14 protein-coding genes are annotated in these 16,202 nt (G+C 69.1%); 5 read left to right on the forward strand and 9 right to left on the reverse strand.

Going from position 1 to position 16,202, the window contains the following annotated elements; all coding sequences use genetic code 11:
- Positions 1–95 precede the first annotated feature (95 nt).
- The 4 genes from crcB to E0H73_RS10415 form a co-directional block, all read right to left on the reverse strand.
- Entirely contained in the window at positions 96–569 is a 474-nt protein-coding gene (gene crcB / locus E0H73_RS10405) for a fluoride efflux transporter CrcB (RefSeq protein WP_131353391.1), read from the reverse strand.
- A 181-nt stretch (positions 570–750) separates the two neighbouring features.
- Positions 751–894 carry a hypothetical protein gene (locus tag E0H73_RS47140; protein ID WP_238163927.1) on the reverse strand — a complete coding sequence of 48 codons (144 nt, stop codon included), beginning with the start codon at positions 892–894 and terminating at the stop codon, positions 751–753.
- An 85-nt stretch (positions 895–979) separates the two neighbouring features.
- Positions 980–1,831 carry a helix-turn-helix domain-containing protein gene (locus E0H73_RS10410; RefSeq protein ID WP_238163928.1) on the reverse strand — a complete coding sequence of 284 codons (852 nt, stop codon included), beginning with the start codon at positions 1,829–1,831 and terminating at the stop codon, positions 980–982.
- 56 nt (positions 1,832–1,887) lie between these two features.
- A complete protein-coding gene (locus E0H73_RS10415; RefSeq protein ID WP_131353395.1) occupies positions 1,888–3,300 on the reverse strand; it encodes an MFS transporter in 1,413 nt (470 codons plus the stop codon).
- Between the two features lie 189 nt (positions 3,301–3,489).
- Between E0H73_RS10415 and E0H73_RS10420 the strand changes: the two genes are divergently transcribed.
- From E0H73_RS10420 to E0H73_RS10435, 4 genes are read left to right on the forward strand one after another with little or no spacing between them, the layout of a single operon-like run.
- The gene (locus E0H73_RS10420) at positions 3,490–4,497 is read left to right on the forward strand and encodes an LLM class flavin-dependent oxidoreductase (RefSeq protein ID WP_131353397.1); all 1,008 of its coding nucleotides are present in this window, start codon (positions 3,490–3,492) and stop codon (positions 4,495–4,497) included.
- Positions 4,498–4,540: 43 nt separating this feature from the next.
- On the forward strand, positions 4,541–7,303 hold the full coding sequence (locus tag E0H73_RS10425) for an ATP-binding protein (RefSeq protein WP_131353400.1): 2,763 nt from the start codon (positions 4,541–4,543) through the stop codon (positions 7,301–7,303).
- A 51-nt stretch (positions 7,304–7,354) separates the two neighbouring features.
- The gene (locus E0H73_RS10430; protein WP_165555586.1) at positions 7,355–8,383 is read left to right on the forward strand and encodes an LLM class flavin-dependent oxidoreductase; all 1,029 of its coding nucleotides are present in this window, start codon (positions 7,355–7,357) and stop codon (positions 8,381–8,383) included.
- Positions 8,384–8,391: 8 nt separating this feature from the next.
- Positions 8,392–9,090 carry a class I SAM-dependent methyltransferase gene (locus tag E0H73_RS10435; protein ID WP_165555587.1) on the forward strand — a complete coding sequence of 233 codons (699 nt, stop codon included), beginning with the start codon at positions 8,392–8,394 and terminating at the stop codon, positions 9,088–9,090.
- On the opposite strand, the gene E0H73_RS10440 is transcribed toward E0H73_RS10435, so the two are convergent.
- Complete coding sequence (locus E0H73_RS10440; protein ID WP_131353405.1) at positions 8,994–10,157, reverse strand: MFS transporter; 1,164 nt, start codon at positions 10,155–10,157, stop codon at positions 8,994–8,996. The genes E0H73_RS10435 and E0H73_RS10440 overlap by 97 nt on opposite strands.
- A gap of 128 nt (positions 10,158–10,285) precedes the next feature.
- On the opposite strand from E0H73_RS10440, the gene E0H73_RS10445 reads away from it, so the two are divergent.
- Positions 10,286–11,362 (forward strand): mandelate racemase/muconate lactonizing enzyme family protein, encoded by a 1,077-nt coding sequence (locus tag E0H73_RS10445; protein ID WP_131353407.1) that lies wholly within the window; start codon positions 10,286–10,288, stop codon positions 11,360–11,362.
- On the opposite strand, the gene E0H73_RS10450 is transcribed toward E0H73_RS10445, so the two are convergent.
- Genes E0H73_RS10450 through E0H73_RS10465 form a run of 4 tightly spaced genes read right to left on the reverse strand, consistent with a single transcriptional unit; the run spans position 11,349 to position 16,190 of the window.
- Entirely contained in the window at positions 11,349–13,232 is a 1,884-nt protein-coding gene (locus tag E0H73_RS10450; protein ID WP_131353409.1) for a Na+/H+ antiporter NhaA, read from the reverse strand. The genes E0H73_RS10445 and E0H73_RS10450 overlap by 14 nt on opposite strands.
- Positions 13,229–13,654 (reverse strand): VOC family protein, encoded by a 426-nt coding sequence (locus tag E0H73_RS10455; protein WP_131353411.1) that lies wholly within the window; start codon positions 13,652–13,654, stop codon positions 13,229–13,231. Before E0H73_RS10455 ends, E0H73_RS10450 begins: the two co-directional genes overlap by 4 nt.
- Entirely contained in the window at positions 13,654–15,336 is a 1,683-nt protein-coding gene (locus E0H73_RS10460) for an MOSC and FAD-binding oxidoreductase domain-containing protein (protein ID WP_131353413.1), read from the reverse strand. The genes E0H73_RS10455 and E0H73_RS10460 overlap by 1 nt, the downstream gene beginning before the upstream one ends.
- Complete coding sequence (locus tag E0H73_RS10465; RefSeq protein WP_131353414.1) at positions 15,333–16,190, reverse strand: DUF427 domain-containing protein; 858 nt, start codon at positions 16,188–16,190, stop codon at positions 15,333–15,335. Before E0H73_RS10465 ends, E0H73_RS10460 begins: the two co-directional genes overlap by 4 nt.
- Between the last annotated feature and the right edge of the window lie 12 nt (positions 16,191–16,202).

The raw sequence follows: 16,202 nt of genomic DNA on the forward strand, positions 1-16,202 counted from the left end.
GTCATCTGGCGCTGCTGGCAAAACCACACCACCTACAACCCCCAGCTCCACGGAGGCGCCATGCAAATCGCGCCCTGAGGTTGACCTAGGGAATCTCATCGGGCCACCAGGGTTCGAGTTGCGGTGACGGTTGCCCAGACGGCGATGAGGGCTCCCGCGACCGTGGCCGCAAGGTAGAGGAGCGCCGTTCCGGGATGCCGGTTGGCGATGAGTTGCTGGATGTCGAGGGTGTACGTCGAGAACGTCGTGAATCCGCCGAGTACGCCGGTGCCGAGAAAGGGCCGGATCAGCCGTTGCCGGGTCAGGACCTCGCTGACCACGACCATCAGGATCCCGATCAGGCCGCAGCCGACGACGTTGATGATCAGCGTCGCCCAGGGGAAGCTGCCGATTGGGGTCGGCCACGCTTGCCCGACCAGATACCGAGCCACCGCGCCGATCGCTCCGCCGGCCGCGATGACGGCCAGGACCGCGGTGTCCCCGGTACGGCGTACCGGGCGGTCGTGGCGCAGGTCGACGTCGGGGTCGACGGGTTCCCAGGGAGCTGGGTCCGTCCGCTCGTGCTGCATCCGATCTCCTACCTGGACATGCGCAGGCGCCTCGTGCTGCGGCGCCGCGCGGTTCGACAGGTAGGGACTGTTGGCCGCCGGGTGGCGACGGTTCGGTCCGGCGAGCCCCACCGCCGGTCAAGCCCCGCCAGCATACCTACTGCCCTGGCCGTCCGGATCGCCCAGTCCGCCTACCGGCAGGTCAGAACCGCTCGAACGGGAACTCCCGCGACTGGACGCCGAAATGGGTGTCCAGCAGTACGTCGTCGTCCGCCGCCGTGGACTGTGAGCGCTCTCCCTCCAGAAGCCGCAGTAACGCCAACATCCTGCGGGTCGCCTCGCACATACCGGATCACCCCCTCCTGAGACCTATCGTCACCAGCCCCCGAAACGTTTCGCCGGGCTTGGTTGCAATTGGCAACAGGACCGAGTCAGGAGGTGATTTCCGCGGTGCCGCGGTCGAGGAGGTCGAAGGCTGCGGCTGAGGGGGAGTCGGGTTGAGCGGTGTACATGAGGAGGCGGTGGGCTGAGGAGTCCGGGAACTGCACAGCCTCGTAGCCGAGTTCCAGCCGGCCGACCGTCGGGTGCTGGAAGAGCTTCGTGCCGAAGGAGCAGTTGAGGACGGAGTGGCTCGACCAGAGCCGGGCGAACTCGGGGCTCTTCATCGAGAGCTCACCGATCAGCTCGGCCAGGTAGCGGTCGTCCGGGTGCCGACCGGCGACCAGCCGCAGCGACGCGACAGACCGCTCGGCCTCCAGTTCCCACTCCACGTACAGCTCGCGGGTGTGGAGGTCCAGGAACAGCATCCGGGTCAGGTTCGGCCGGGTGTCGGGCGAGTCGGGGCTGTGCTCGTCGTAGTGGCCGGCCAGCAGGCGGTGGGCAGTGGAGTTCCAGGCCAGTACGTCGCTGCGCCGGTCCATCGCGACTGCAGCGACACCGCTCATCGCGGTGACCAGACGGCGGGCGCCGTCCCGGGCCGCCTCGGGCGCCGGTGCCTGTGGACGGCGGTGGTTGGACGGGCGGGCCAGGTTGCGCAGGTGGGCAGTCTCGTCGTCGTCCAGGCGGAGTGCCCGGGCGATGGCGAGCAGGATCTCGTCGGAGGCCTGCTCACTGTGGCCCTGCTCCAGCCGGGTGTAGTAGGTCATGCTGACCCCGGCCAGCTGGGCGAGTTCCTCCCGGCGCAGTCCCGGCACCCGGCGGGCGCCGTACGAGACCAGTCCGACGTCCTGAGGCTGCAGCCGGGCTCGCCGGCTGCGCAGGAAGTGTCCGAGGTCGGTCTCCACGAAATCCATCGTAGATCGGGTGCCTGGGTCCCACTCCGCACAATTCCGGCACATGGTCACTCGCCGCCCTTCGCCGGCCGCAGCAGAGCACCAGTCAGTACGGCGCCTAGCACGCACAGGCCGGCGTTCACCCAGATGGCCGTCGTGACCCCGTTGATCACCTGGTCCGGACCGTCCGCGCCGTGCATCGCAGCCGTGGCGATGGCGCTCATCACCGGGATGCCCATCGTGATGCCGACCTGCTGACTCATCGTGGTCAGGCCGGTCGCGAGGCCCTGCTCTTCGTTGGGCAGGTTGGATGTCGCGGTGACCATGAAGCCGACGATGGCGATCAGGTTGGCCACGCCGCCGACGAACGTGGTGATGAGCAACAGAACCATCCAGCCGCTCGAGGTGCCCAGCAGCACCAGCGGGACGGTTGCCGCAGCCTGGAGCCCGAAGCCCGTCACGATCGTCTTCCGCGAGCCGATCCGGCCCAGCACCTTCGGTGCGACCAGGCCGCCGAGGACTGTGCCGATTCCGAGGACCGCAAACGACAGACCGGTCGTCAGAGGCGAGTAGCCGAGCACCTTCTGCAGATAGAGGGTCAGCAGGAAGACCAGCGAGGTCTCGGTGGCGAACGCGAGCAGACCGGCCAGGTTGCCCCACCGGACCGACGGACGACGCAGTACCGGCAGTGGGACCAGCGCGTCCTGCACCCGCCGCTCGACCAGGAGGAAGCTGACCAGCAGTACGACGGCCGCCGCGAGCGCGATCAGAGCGTGGGCATCGGTCCAGGAGGTTTCGCCGACCCTGGTCAGGCCGTACACGAGGACCAGCAGGCCGCCGGTAGCGGTCAGCGCGCCCCAGACGTCCAGCCGCAGCCGGTCCTTCGGCCGGCCCTCGACCAGAGTGCGTGGGCCGAGGAGCAGCACCATGGCAGCGACCGGGATGTTGATGAAGAACGCCCAGCGCCAGCTCAGGATGTCGGTCAGCAGACCGCCGAGGATGGCGCCGGTGGTGAAGCCCGCAGCCATCAGAGCGCCGTTCAGGCTGAGCGCGCGCTCCCGCAGAGGTCCTTCGGGGAACGAGGTGGTCAGCAGCGACAGCGCGGCCGGGGTGACTGCGGCGGTGGCGAGGCCCTGGGCGATCCGGGCCGCGATCAGGATCGTCGGCGAGGTGGCGAGTCCGCCGGCCAGCGAGGCGATGCCGAGGACGGCCATGCCGATCAGGAAGAGCCGCTTACGGCCGAACAGGTCGGCGACGCGGCCGAACAGCAGCGTGAAGCCGGCGGCGCAGAGCGCGAACGCGGTAGCGATCCACTGCAGCTGCGCGAGCGGCAGCCCGACGTCCTGGCCGATGGTCGGCAGCGCGACGTTCAGGATGGAGAAGTCGACCGCGAGGGTGAACCCGGCGGTCAGCAGCACCAGCAACACCAGTCGCTGCCGCGAGGGGCTGACCGCGGGGGTGGTCAGGCCGACGACACTCATGGGAGAAAGTCCTTTCGGAGGTTGGTTTCTCCACTGTCGTGAATCCGGACCCGCCGTACCTCACTCCCTTCTGCCTAGCACTGACAGTGACAGGCAGGACCGGCAGGACCGGTCAGCTGACGGATTCGGACCGTGACCGGCGTCCGTAGCGTCCGGAGCACCCACAGCTCCCGACCGAAAGGCCAGTCGATGAAGTTCGGAGTCGAGGCTCCTACCTGCACGGCCGGAATGATGTACCCGACCCCGTTCGCCACCGCGCAGGACGTCGTCCGCGTCGCTGTGGAGGCCGAGCAACTCGGGTACTACGACGTCGGCGGCAACGATCACCTGAGCACGATGCAGTTCATCCGGGACGCGTGGACCGAGCCGCCGGACTTCTTCGAGCCACTGGTCACGCTCTCGAACATCGCCGCCCGGACGTCGGTGATCCGGCTGACCACCGGGATCCTGGTGCTGCCGATGCGCGATCCGGTGCTGCTGGCCAAGCAGGTCGCGACGCTCGACCAGCTCAGCGGTGGCCGGGTGATCCTCGGCGTCGCGGTCGGCGGCTACCGTGACGAGTTCGAGGGCGTCGTACCGGATCTGGCGGACGCACCGCGAGCCCGGCTGGCGGTCGAGGGCATCGAGTCGCTGCGGGCGCTGTGGACCGAGCGGCGGGCCGGGTACGCCGGGAGGTATCGCCGGTTCGACTCGGTCGAGTCGTACCCGAAGCCGGTGCAGGATCCGCTGCCGATCTACTCCGGCGGCAATGTGGAGGGCTCGCTGCGCCGGGCGGGGGAGCTGTGTGACGGCTGGCTGCCGGCCAAGGTCGGTCCGGACAAGATCCGGGCCGGCCGCGAGAAGGTCGACGCGTACGCCCGGGCCGCGGGTCGCGATCCGGCGGCGATCACCACCGCGCTGCAGTCGGTGGTCTGCCTGGGCGACACTGCGGAGCAGGTGCGTGAGCGGTTCGAGCGTTCCGCCTTCGATCTGTTCCGCCGGTCGTTGCAGACCACGATGACCAAGGGCGTCGACCTGGACGCGTACTTCGACGCCAACCTGATCGGTACGCCGGACGAGGTGTGCGCCAAGGTCCAGGCGTACCAGGAGGCCGGGCTGGAGCACTTCTGTGCGAGCCTCTTCGTCGGCAACACCGTCGACGAGATGCTCGACCAGCTCCGGATGTTCGCGAAGTACGTGATGCCTGCGTTCCAGTAGCACCGGCGTCCACAGCGGGCGGTGGACGCAGTAGCTTGTGGGCATGTTGTTCGGCAGGGAGCCGGAACGGGTCCGGCTCCAGCAGTTGGTCGCCGCCGTTGAGGACGGCCACCCAGGCCTGCTGGTGGTGCGTGGCGAGGCAGGCTCGGGCAAGTCCACACTGCTCGAGCACGCCGCCTCCTGCTGTGCCGACGACACCCTGATCCTGCGGGCGACCGGCGGCGAGAGCGAGGCCGAGCTTCCGTTCGCCGGACTGCACCAGCTGCTTCGCCCACTCCTGTGGCGGACAGGCGATCTCCTGCAACCGCAGGCGGACGCCCTGGACAGCGCGTTCGGTACGACGCCTGCCCGCCACGCGGACCGCATGCTCGTGGGACTCGCCGCGCTGACTCTGCTGTCGGAGGCCGCCGACGAGCATCCGGTGCTGTGCTTGGTCGATGACGCGGACAAGCTCGATCGGCCATCGGTGGACGCACTGTGGTTCGTCGCCGGCCGGCTGCTCGCGGAGCGGATCGGGCTGCTGATGGCCGCCCGGGACGAGTTTCTGAGCGGCGCACCGGAGCTATGGCTGACCGGTCTGGACGAGGAGGCAGCCACTTCGTTGCTCCGGGCCCGCAATCCTGAGCTGACCGATGACATGGTCGCGCGAGTGATCGAGGAGACATCCGCCAACCCACTCGCGTTGCGTGAGGTGCCAACCGCGCTGTCCGCCGCGCAGCGAGCCGGTGTGGAGCCTGTTGTCGGGCCGTTGCCGCTGACTGAGCGGTTGCAGGACATCTTCAGCGCGCGGGTGAGTGAGTTGCCGGAATCGACGCAGAAGCTGCTCCTGCTCGCAGCCGCCGAGGACAGCGGGGAGCTGGCGGTCATCCTGCGGGCGGCGCGGTTCGGCGGCATCGAGGCGACCGGACTGGACGCGGCCGAGGCTGCGGAACTCGTCAGGATCGAGGACGACGTACGCGGTGCGCGGGTGCGGTTCCGGCATCCGCTGGTGCGCGCGGCTGTCTACCGGTCGGCGACGCAGACTGCACGCTTCGCCGCCCACACGGCACTGGCCGAGGCACTGGACCCTGCTCTCGACCCGGACCGGCGTGCCTGGCAGCTCGCTGCCGCCGCGCCAAGTCCGGACGACCGGATCGCTGACGAGCTGGATCGCTGCGCAGTGCGAGCCCTCCAGCGGGGTGGACCGTCGACCGCGGCCACCGCTTACGAGAAGGCTGCCTGGCTGACCGAGTCCGAGGCTGCCCGCGCCCAGCGGCTCGCCTCTGCGGCCGAGGCGGCGGACTCGGCCGGCCATCCGGTGCAGGCCGTGCGGCTCGCCGACCAGTCCGATCAGCTGACCACCGATCTGGTTGTGCACGCCCGGAATCGTCGTCTACGCGCCAACCTGGCCTTCGACCGGGGATCACCGGTGACGGTCCACCGACTCTTGATGACTGACATCGCTGCTGTCGCCGCAGCAGATCCCGATCTGTCCGCTCGGTTGCTGGTCGATGCGGTGAAGAACGCTTGGTTCGCCAACGAACGCGAGTGGTCTCGTGAGGCGATCGCTGGGCTGCGCACGCTGCGACTCCCGGAGAACAGTTCGCAGCGGTCCGCGGCGCGGGTGGTTCTGGAACTGTCGGATCGGCTGGAGGTGATGACCGGCGGGCGGCCGCTCGGGTTGCCGGCGTCGTACGACGTATCGCTCGTGGACGATCGGACGCCGCTGGAGCTGGTGCTGCGAGGGGGCGCGGATCTGTCGCTCGCCGACGACAGCGGTGCGTTGGGCCGTGCGGAGACGGCGGTCAGGGTCTGCCGGGCCGGCGGTCAGCTCGCGCTGTTGGTGCTGTCGCTGCAGATCCTCGCGACAGTCGAGACGATCACTGGCAGATACCGGTTCGCGCGGGCCAACGCACGTGAGGGACTCGAGCTGGCGACCGCGCTGGGGCAGGACAACCGGTCCTGTCACTTCCAGGCCCTACTGGCCTGGCTGGAAGCCGTTGCTGGCAACGAGGAGTCGTGCCGGAAGCTGGCTGCTGAAGCACTCGGGCACGCGCGGCTGCAGCGCATCGCCCCGGTGGTCGCACTCGGCCGCTGGGCACTCACCCTGCTCGATCTTGGCCTGGGGCAACCAGTCCAGGCGCTCGAGCAGGCGACGTACGGCGATGTGGAGGAGTCCGAACATCCGGTGGTTGCGATGCGCCAGAGTCCCGATCTGATCGAGGCCGCTGCCCGCTGCGGCCGCGCCGCGGAGGTCCGTGAACGACTCGAGCAGCTGGCGTCCTGGGCGGAGGACAACGGCCGACCGTCGGCACTCGCGGTCAGTCTCCGCTGCCAGGCGTTGCTGGCTGACGACGAGACCGCCGATGACCTGTACGTGAGGGCGCTCGAGCTGCACGACGAGGCCGGCCGCGGTGGTGAGGTCCGTCCGTTCGACCGGGCGCGCACGCAGCTGCTGTACGGCGAGTGGCTGCGCCGCCAACGCCGGCGTACCGATGCGAGCGCACCACTGCGGGCCGCGGCGGACACGTTCGACCAACTCGGTGCCGTGCCGTGGAGCCGGCGCGCGAACGGCGAACTGCGCGCGACCGGCATCGGGGGACGGCCGAGTCGATCGATGCCGCTGGAGACGCTCACGCCGCAGGAGCTGCAGGTGGCCCGGCTGGCCGGTGAAGGCGCGAGCAACCGCGAGATCGGCGCGCAGCTGTTCCTCAGCCCGCGGACGGTCGCCTACCACCTGCACAAGATCTTCCGGAAGCTGCACCTGCGGTCCCGGGTCGAGCTGGGTCAGCTGGCCGCCGAGGAGTTCGCGGACGGTCAGCGGTAACTGTTCGATCGACGGATGCGGCTCCGGCCCGGGCCGGTGAGAATCCGGATCATGTCCACGCCTTCCGAGACCGACTCGTTGACGTTCGGCGTCCAGCTCCCGACCGGCCTGGCCGGTGCGGGCCGGGCGGCGTCGTACAGCTGGGTCGACCGGGTGATCCGGGTCGCCGTCGAGGCCGAGCGGCTCGGGTTCCACGAGGTCGGCTGCAGTGACCACTTCAGCAGCACCCATGTCGTCCGCGAGAAGTGGGAGAACCCACCGGAGTACTTCGAACCGCTCGTGACGCTGACCGCCGTCGCGGCCCGGACCTCAGTGGTGCGGCTGGCCGCCGGTGCGCTGGTGCTGCCCCTGCGCGAGCCGGTGCTGCTGGCCAAGCAGGTCGCGACACTCGATCGGCTCAGCGACGGCCGGACGACGCTCGCCGTGGGGGTCGGACCACACCGGGACGAGTTCGAGTGTGTGCTGCCGAGTCTCAAAGGCGCCAGACGGTCGCGGCTGACCCGGGAGAGCATCCAGTGCCTGCGCGGCCTGTTCACCGAGCGGCTGACCAGCTTCAGCGGCAACTACCGGCACTTCCGGAACGTCGAGTGCTACCCGAAGCCGGTCCAGACGCCGCTGCCGATCTACTCCAGTGGCAACGACGACGGCGCGATCCGGCGCGCCGGTGAACTCTGCGACGGCTGGCTCGCCGACCGGATCGGTCCGGACGACCTCCGCAACGGCCGCAAGAAGGTGCTCGAGTACGCCGATCGCGCCCGCCGGGACCCGGACACGATCCACACCTCCTTGCGGTCGATCGTTGCGTTGGGCACGACAGCGATGCAGGCTCGCGAGCGGTTCGGGCGGTCTGCACTGGTCCGGTCGCCGCACGTGGCCGGCCCGGATCCGTACCTGGACGGCAATCTGGTCGGTACGCCGGACCAGGTGTGTGCTCAACTCGAAGCCTTCGCCGAGGCCGGACTCGATCATTTCAGTGCCTCGTTCGTCGGGAACACAGTCGACGAACTGCTCGACCAGCTGCAGGTGTTCGCCGACCAGGTTCTGCCGGCCTTCGCCGAGCGCGTGGACCGGACGGCATGATGAATGGCATGAGCGCGATCCGTGAACTCCCGCGTGTGGTGCCGGCCGATCCCGGCAAGCCGGTCCGCAAGGAGGCAGCAGCCAGCCAGCAGGCGTCACTCAACCTCGCGGTCCACCCGTCGTCGTGGTCGCAGGACCAGGCCGACGAGGTGGTACGCCGTTACACCGAGCTGGCACCGGAGTGGGACGGCGAACGCGGTGGCTACCGGCCGGTGCCTTTGTCGGACGCGTTGCAGCGTGGTGGGCCGTGGCCCGACGGACTCTGTCTGGAGGTCGGCTGCGGTACGGGTCTGCTGACCGGTCTGATCGAGGACGTGTGGCCGCGGGTCGTGAGCATGGACCTGACCTGGGAGATGCTGCGCCGGTCGTCAGCGCAGCAGCGGCTGCAGGGGGACGCGTCGCGGTTGCCGGTCCGGGACTGTTGCGCGCAGGCCGTCGTACTGGCTGATGTGCCGTTGTTTGCGGACGAGGTGGTGCGGGCGCTGGCGCCGGACGGTGTGGTCGTGTGGTCGAACGCGCTGGGTGTCGACGCACCGCACCACGTGCCGATCACCACTGTGCTGGGCGTGCTCGAGGATGCGTCAGGCCGATCGTGGTCTGCTGTGACCTCTCACGCCGGTTGGGGACTCTGGGCGGTACTGCGAGTCAACGCCAGCGCAACTGCGGAGACCAGGCAGGTCACCGCGGAGCCGAGGATCAGCGGCTGATAGCCCACGGCAACGGCCAGTGCGGCAGCGATGAGCGGTGCCGTCGCCCGGCCGACAGTGGTGGGGGTTCCGAGAATGCCGGAGATGGTGGCGTACCCCTCGTCGCCGTACCGGTCGAGCAGGATGGCCGGAGTAGCGACCGAGGCGACGCCGAAGCCCAGCCCGAACAGGATCAGGCTGATCGCGGCCCCGGTGATGCTGCGCCCGATGAACGGCAGCAGTCCGATCGCGATGCCCTGCAAGGTCATCACCGCCGCGGTGATGAGCGTGATGGACAGCCACCGCTTGGCCACGGTGGTGACGATCCGGCCGGTGACGGACAGTACGCCGAGCAGTCCGGTGAGGCCGGCGGCGACAGTGGGCTTGTGACCCAGCTGCACCAGGTACGTGACCAGGTGCACGGCTATGACCGCCAACGCCGCGTTGTGCAGGACGAAGGCGCACGCGATCAGCCAGAAGCCGGGATCACGCAGCACGCGGGCCGGTGAGCGCGTGCTGCCCTGGTGCGTGACAGCGGCCGTCGGTCTGGTCCCGCGCAGGCTGATCCCGTGCAGCGGAATGGTCAGCCCGACGAAGACGGCCAGCACCAGGACCGCATGCCGCCAGCCGAGTGCATGGATGAGCTGACCGGCGAGCGGGATGAAGATCGAGCTGGCGAAGCCGGCCACCAGCGTGATGCTGAGGATCGCGCTCGCCCGCCGGGCCGGTGCGGTGATGGCGACGATGACCGCGAACGCCGGTTGATAGAGCACCATCGCCGAGGCAGCGCCGATGAGGACGAAGACGCCGTACAGCTGGGTAGCCGTCTGGACCTGCGACCACGCGAGTACGGCGATTGTGGCCAGCGCGGACCCGAAGGTCATCACGCCGTACCCGCCGTGGGTGTCGAGCCAGCGTCCGACCGGGACAGCCATTGCTGCACTGACCAGGACCGATGTGGTGAGTGCTCCGGTCGCTGTGGTGGTGCTGAGGCGCAGATCGCTGCGCATCGGTTCGAGCAGCGCGCTGAAGGCGTAGTACAGGATCCCGTAACCGATGGTCGTGGTGACCGCGAGCGTGGCGATCACCACCGGACCGCGTGGCCGTTCGCTGAGTCGCAGCGGTCCTCACTCCTCTCCACCGATCCCTTCGCACTCTAGGCGGACGACGCGCCTACCGCATCCGTCGGCTGACCGGTCCGACGTAGGGTTCCAGGGTGACTCTCTCCCGGCATGTGGTCAGCTCCGTCACGACCGCCGAGGTCGGCTCGCGCTATCTGCGGGCCGTCGGACGGAACTCCTTCCGCGGTCATCACGGCAGCGGCAACACCTCGACGGCGTACGTCGTCGAGACCGATCGCGGCGCCAGTGGCTGGGGACTGCCGCTGTACGGCGGTGATCCGGCGAGGCTGATCGGGAAGAACGTGGCCGAGCTGATCGATCCGGAGCGGGGAGTGGTCGATCCGGCCGCGGAGTTCCTCGACTATCCGTTGCACGATCTGGCCGCGCGCATCCTCGACGTACCCGTGTACGCGATGCTCGGCGGTACCGGGTCGCCGCGGGTGCGGAGCTACAGCGGCGGGATCTACTTCGACGACCTGGATCCGGAGGACGCGCCGGCCGGGACGGACGCGATCCGGACGAACCTGGCGCAGGACTACGAGTCCGGCTTCCGCGACTTCAAGCTGAAGCTCGGCCGCGGCTACCGCTGGATGGACCCACAGGAAGGCCTCGAGCGCGACATCGAGGTGACACTGCTGACCCGCGAGCTGTACCCGGACGCGGACATCCTGGTCGATCCGAACGACGGCTACACCGCGAACGCGCTGACCGCCTACCTGGCCGCCGTGTCCACCTGCCACCTGTACTGGATCGAGGAGCCGTTCGCCGAACGCTGGGAGGACTTCCGCTTCCTGCGCGAGCACCTCGCGACGCTCTCCTGGCAGCCGAAGATCGCCGACGGTGAGTTCGACCCGGACGAGGACCACATCCTCCGGCTCGCGCGGGAAGGTCTCGTCGACGTCGCCCTGATGGACGTCGTCGGCCACGGCCTGACCGCCTGGCGCCGCACCATACCGCGCCTCGCCGAGACATCGGCCGAGGCATCCCCGCACGCCTGGGGGATGCCGCTCAAGACCTTGTACGCCGCTCACATCGCGGCCGGACTCGGCAACGTCCCTATCATCGAAGGCGTGCCCGGCAACACGTTGGGCACCGATGGCAACGGCTACACCCTCGCCGACGGCCACCTCACCCTGTCCGACGAACCCGGCTTCGGCATCACGTTGAAGTAGCCAACTGCTGGTCGTACGCCAGTTGGATGGCCTGGTTGAGGACGGGCAGGTCTTGTGGGCCGTCGTGACGGTGGTCGTTGATGAAGAACGTCGGAGTACCGGCCACGCCGCTGCGATCGGCGGAGTCGACGTCCTGCGCGACGCGGGTGGTGTGGTCGTGCTCGACGAGGTCCTCGCGGAAGCGGTCGACGTCGAGGCCGAGGTCGGCGGCGTACCCGAGCAGGTCGTCGAGTTCGAGATTCTGCTGGTTGGTGAGCAGGACGTCGTGCATCTGCCAGAACATGCCCTGCCGGCTGGCAGCCTCGGCGGCTTCGGCGGCGAGTTGGGCGTGCGGGTGTACGTCGGGCAGCGGCAGGTGCCGCCAGACGTAGCGGATGTGGCTGTTCTCGGCGAGCAGTTCGCGGGCTGTCGGTGCAGCCATCTGCGTCCACGGGCACTCGAAGTCGCCGTACTCGACCACTGTCACAGTCGCCTCCGCCGGACCGCGGATGTGGTCGCGGGACGGGTCGACCGGTGGGGCGAGGTCGATGGGCAGAGTGGCGGCCCCGAGCAGCGCGCGGGTGCGGGTGCGGACCGGCAACAGTCCGATCAGCCGGTAGAAGCTCACGCTCAGCACCGCAGCGCCGATCGCGGCGGCCAGTACGCCGAGCTTCGCCTCCTCCAACGTCGGGCCGGTGAAGGCGAGGTCCGCGATCAGGAGGGAGACAGTGAACGGTACGCCGGAGATCATGCCGCTGCCGAGTACGCCGGCCCAACCGACCGACGGACGTACGGCGCCATGCGTCGACCGAGTGAGGATCCACGAAGTGCCCGCCACGGCGATCGGCTTGCCGACGACGAACGCGACGAAGATCCCGACCGTCACCGGAGCGGTCAACGCTGCCTTCAGCAGGTCCGCGTCGATCACGATCCCGGCGTTGGCCAACGCGAACAGCGGAACGATCACATAGCTGGTCAGTCGGTGAAAGGCGTGCTGCAACCGCGCGTTCGCCGACAGCGTCCCCGTGAGCTCACGCGTCGCCTCGCGAGCGAGCTCGGGTGTGGGTTGCTCGCGGAACAGCCGAACAAGAGTGGTCGCCTGCTCCAACGCATCCCGCCGCGGCACGTACGCCGATGTGGCCAGACCGACCGCGAGACCTGCGACGACCGGGTCGATGCCGCTGGCAAGCAAACCCGCCCAGACCACGAGCGCGAGCACAGTGAAGACCGGCCGGCGGTAGCGGTAGCCCAACCGCGTGCTGGCGAGGACCCCGGCGTACGCCGCGATCGCGACCAGCAAGCCGGTCAGGTGGATCTCGCTGGTGTACGCGACCGCGATGACGAGCAGGGCAACGACGTCGTCGACGACGAACACGGTGAGCAGGAATGTCCGGATGCGGTCCGGCACATGCTTCCCGGCCACCGCGAAGACACCGAGTGCCAACGCGGTGTCGGTCGACATCGCCGCACCCCAGCCGTGCACGCCGGTGCCGGAGCGGTTGATCGCGAGGTAGATCAGGACCGGGATCAGCATGCCGGCCAGGCCGGCCGTGACGGGCAGGATCATCCGTCGTCGCTCGCGCAGTTCGCCGAGGTCGAACTCGCGCCGTGCCTCCAGGCCGACGACCAGGAAGAACAACGCCATCAGCCCGCTGTTCACCCAGGTGCGCAGATCCAGCTCGGCCGCCCACGGCCCGAGCCGGATCGCGAGAACCCAGTCCCAGAACGCGTCGTACTGCTCGGTGGCGACGTTCGCCCAGATCAGCGCGAGCACGATCGCGGCGGCCAGGATCGCGGCGCTGGCGGCCTCGGTCCGCAGGAACGCACGCAGCGGACTGGTGGCCGGACCGACCATGGACATCGGCAGGTCGGCCGGGTCCTTCGGTTTCATGAGCGCCTGATCTCCTGCAGCGTCCAGGTGTTGCCATCGGGGTCGGCGAAGTCGGCCAGGCTCGCGTAGCTGCGGCGTTCGGGGTCCACACCGGGTGCGAACGCGCCGTCCCAGGTGTCCACCGGCGCCTTGTGCCGGATGTCGGAGACCTTGATGCCGCGAGCAACCAGTTCGCCGTGCGCGGCGGTCAGATCGGCGACGACGAGGTAGTTCGCACGGGCCGATCCGGGCGCCGCGTCGGTCAGTCCCTCGCCGAACTGGATCGAGCAGGCCGAGCCGGGCGGCGTCACCTGGACGACCCGGAAGCCGTCGCGCGGGTGGTAGTCGACGTCGAGGGCGAAGCCGAGCTTCGCGGTGTAGAAGGCCTTGGCCTCGTCGACGTCGCGGACGGCCAGGGTGACGACTTCCAGTGAAAATTCCATCACATGTCCAGAACTAGATCGGTGGTCGGTCGGGCGCAGCAGACCAGCGTCTGACCTTCGGGCGGTGGCTCCAGCGGCGTGGGGGAGTAGGTGACCTCACCGGACAGCAGCGGAGTGATGCAGTTGTGGCAGACGCCGGTGCGGCAGCTCCAGCGCGTCGGTACGTCGCAGGCCTCGGCGAGCTCGAGCACACTGCCGTCCCGGAACGGTGTGGAGATGCCACTGCGAGCAAACCTCACCAGAGGCCCGTTGCCAGGCGGTCCTGGTGGCTGGTGCGGAGGGCGCGTGGTCTGGTCGGTGATGCCGGGGTTCGTCGGCGGCAGCGCGCCGAACAGCTCGGTCCGGATGCCGGCCGGATCGATGCCGACCGCGGTGAGCGCCTCGCGCATGTCCGTCATGAACCCAGCCGGTCCGCAGATGTACGCCGTCGCGTCGACCGGGAGGTCCAGGTCGACCAGCTGGTCCTTGGTGAGGCGGCCCGCGGTCGCGGTGTAGCAGATGTACTCGTGCGTGTTGGGCAGAGACCGGAGCAGCTCCCGCGCCTCAGCGGCCAGCGGATGCTCGTCCGGCCCCCGAGCACAGTGGATCCACCAGACCTCGCGCGTACTGCGTTGTTCCGCGAGGTCGTGCAGCATCGACAGCACCGGCGTCAGCCCGATCCCGGCGGACAGCAGCACGATCGGACCGGTCGTCTCCTCCAGCACGAACTCGCCCCGCGGCGCGGCAACCTCCAGTACGACGCCCGGCCGCAGCTGCGTGGTCAGGTAGCCGCTCCCGACACCGTGCGGTTCGTGCTTGACGCTGATCCGGTAGGAGCCGGTCCCGGGCGAGGAGGACAGCGAGTAGCTCCGCACCGGGACCGGCAGACCGGCATCCGCGAGTTTGAACGTCAGGTACTGGCCGGCCCGTGCGGCCGGCAGCCGGCTCCCGTCCGCAGCGGCCAGGCGGATCGAGGAGACGGTCGCGGTCTCCGGGATCACCTCGGTCACTCGCAGCGGACGGAAGCCGTCCCAGGCCGGCTTGGGGGTGGTGGTCTCTTCCAGCAGATCGCGGAACGAGCCGAGCCAGCCTGGGCTGAGGGCCGGGATCTGCGTCGCGATGCGCAGCTTCGCGACGTCCCTGTTCGGTAGGTAGAGCAGGGCATCGATGTCCGCGACGCTCAGGGCACCCGGGCCGGTTTTGGTCTTGACGATCCGGTCACCGGCCTCGATGTGCCCTTCGGTGATCACCCGGCAGTAGAAGCCGGGCCGGTGACGGCTGACCAGGAGCGCGGGCAGCTCGGGTTCGCCCATCCGCAGGCCGACGCGGTAGCAGGTGACTCGCGGCTGGGTCACCTCGAACTCGGCCTCGCCGATCCGGTAGCGGTCGCCGATGCACACCTCGTCGTCAGGTAGCCCGTCGACGGTCAGGTTCTCGCCGAACTGCCCGTAGACGAAGTCGTCCCGCCCGAAGTGCTGCTCCCAGTACCGGTACGAGTCGAGCTGATAGACGAGTACGGCGCGCATCTCGCCGCCGTGCCCGGCGGTGTCGCCTTGCCCGTCGCCGTCGATGTTCAGCCGCCGGACCATGACCGGGCCGTCGACCGGTTCCTTCCACACGCCGGTGTAGACGGTCTTGCCGTTCCAGCCGACGTCTTTCGGCCGGCCGACGTTCACCGCCAGCACTGTTGCCGCATCGCTCATCCGGACAGTTCCTCCACGGTCAGATCGCGGTCGACCCCATGCGAGATCACGCTCTGCCCAGGCTCCAGCCGCAGCCGCGTGCCGTCCAGTTCCACCTCGACCTTGTCCGGCTCGAACGAGATCATCCCGGAGATCCGCCGTACCTCGGTCCAGGCGTCTTCGTAGCCCCAGGCCGCACCACGGGCGTCGCCGATGTCCCAGTAGCTGCACAGACCCTTGTACGGGCAGAACGTCTGGCCCTCGACCGGAGTCAGCGCCGAGTCGTCCACGTCCTCGCGCGGCACGTACCACCGCGGTGCGAAGCCAGATTCGTAGAGGGCCAGCGGCCGGGTGGACTCGGCGACGACACGGTCGCCGTCGCGAACGATGAGGTGGCGGCTGGTCTGCCGGATGTCGATCCGGTGGTAGGCGTCGGCCGCGTGGCCGACGATCCGCTCATCCTCCTCGTAGAACGCATCCATCGCCCGCCACGCGAACGCGACGCGTCCCTTCAGATCGCTCGCGTGGTCGGGCAGAGCGGTGTGCTGCCAGGCCGAGCGGGCCTTGCTGCTGTCGCCCGCGGTCACGGTGTACCAGGTCGTCTCGCCGAGGTCGCGATGCTGTGTGGTCCGCTCGGCGGCCTCCAGGACACCGGTGACGATGTCACCGATCGGGAAGTACGCCACCGGATATCGCGCCGGCTCGTGCAGCAGTACGACGTCCGCACTGTCGGCGATCCACCGATCGCCGAACTTGACCCGCATCCGCCGGCGCAGTGGCTCGGCGAACAGCAGTCGCTCCGGCAGCGGATCGGGGACCAGGAATCGGCCGATCGCCGCGGTGGCGAGCGGACCCTGTTGCCAGGAAAGGCCCATGGTTCAGCTCCT

Origin of the sequence: Kribbella pittospori (assembly GCF_004331465.1) — a bacterium.
Lineage (GTDB): Bacteria > Actinomycetota > Actinomycetes > Propionibacteriales > Kribbellaceae > Kribbella > Kribbella pittospori.